Source organism: Sulfitobacter sediminis (assembly GCF_040811725.1).
Taxonomy (GTDB): Bacteria; Pseudomonadota; Alphaproteobacteria; order Rhodobacterales; family Rhodobacteraceae; genus Sulfitobacter; species Sulfitobacter sediminis.
Window position 1 is genome coordinate 1 of the sequence record NZ_JBFNXX010000080.1, and the last position, 1,684, is coordinate 1,684.

The 1,684-nt window shown below is 58.1% G+C and carries 1 protein-coding gene; it reads right to left on the reverse strand.

Going from position 1 to position 1,684, the window contains the following annotated elements; translation table 11 throughout:
* Positions 1-177: 177 nt before the first annotated feature.
* Positions 178-1,584 carry a hypothetical protein gene (locus tag AB2B41_RS23215; RefSeq protein ID WP_367880203.1) on the reverse strand — a complete coding sequence of 469 codons (1,407 nt, stop codon included), beginning with the start codon at positions 1,582-1,584 and terminating at the stop codon, positions 178-180.
* Between the last annotated feature and the right edge of the window lie 100 nt (positions 1,585-1,684).

Genomic DNA, 1,684 nt, shown 5'->3' on the forward strand with positions numbered 1-1,684 from the left:
TGAGTACCGTTTCCGAGCCATTCTCTGTCCCCCTCTCTCGGCCATCGTAGTGGCCCAGTTCTAGGGGGGAAGGACATCTGTTAGGCACAAGAAGCTTCTGGGTAACCAGCCGTAAAAAAACAAAAAACCTCCGCCGAATATCGGCGGAGGCCTCTTTCGTTGTTCAAGACGAGCGCGTCAGGCCATCACATCAACCAGCTCTTCGGTGTCATCCGTCATCTCGGGGGCGGTGTCCTCCAAGGGCAGGATGGGGATACCGGCCACGTAGCCGACATCGTACTGGCCGCATTCATCGTCGACCACGGGCGCGTCGCAGGCCGTCACCTCGATGTTGTCGATATAGATATCCTCGTTCGACGCCGAGATGTCAGAAACGAAGCGGAAGGTCACATCGCCTTTGGCCTCATCAAGCACCCCGCCCGAATAGGACAGGCTCGTGTAGTCGCCGTCAAACGTCTGCCCTGTCTCGGAGCCCACCATCTGCGTTCCCGCGTCGTTCACGCGGAATTCGTCCAGCAGGACCCATTCGTCTTCGTTGAGTTGCACTTCCAGACGCAGGCTATCCGCATAATAGCCGCTGTTTTCGAAATTCCCGATGCAGCCGACGGAGGCGTCGAAGGAAATCGTCGTGGGGCCGCTCGACTGGATCGTCTCCAGCTGCAGTGTCCCGTCGCGGCAGCCGTCGGTGTTCAGATCGCCATAGTAGGTATCGACATCCCAGTTGTCCGCGCTGGCGATGGCATCGCTCTGCTCCGCCTCGGAAATATTGTCGAAATTCTCGCTCAGCACCATTTCCGGGACACAGTCACCGCCTGAACTCACCTCGTCGGATACTGTCACCTCAACGTTATCGACAAAGATGATCTCATCGTTGGCGGTCAGGTCCGACACAAGACGGAATTGCACGCTGTCCGTCGCGGTATCGAGCACGCCCCCTGAATAGGTCAGATTGGTCGTGCTTTCGCCGAACGTATTGCCGGTCAGCGACCCGACCATTCGTGTGCCCGCATCGTTCACCATGAACTCATCGAGAAGCACCCATTCACCGCCGTCGATCTGCACCTCCAGACGCAGGCTGTCGGCCATGGAGCCACTGTTCTCGAAATTCTGGATACCGCAGGTCCGCAGGTCCATCGAGATCGACGCGGGGCCGTCCGTGGCCACCTCGGCAAGACGCAGCTCACCTTCGTAGCAGCTGTTGGTGGCCAGCTTTCCGTAGTGGGTTGTCCACCCGCCGCTGCTCTCGATCGCATCGCTTTGGGAGGGGTGCGAGATGTCGTTGAAATCCTCGAAAAGCGCAACGGTATCCACGAAGACCGGTTCGCCTCCCGCAGTGTCGCTGCCAGTCAGCACTTGACCTGCGCCGCCGTCGGAATTGACCACTGTCGCGAAGCTGTTGAGATCGAGATCAGAGAGCAGAAGCGGCCCCGAATTCGAATAGAGCGTGAAATTGGCCTGCGCCACGGTACCTGCGGTGGAATCATCGACCGTACCGAACTGGATGCCGACATCATATTCATCGGCGACCTGCGCCCCATTGGACAGCGTGTTGACGCTATTCGCATTGGCCTGAATGCCGGTCACCGGAGAGAAGATGGACCCCTTGTTAGCAACTGTATTTCTCAGACGGGCTGAGCAGACCATTTTTGGCCTGATTTGATGAGCGCATTCACGATTGTCACGA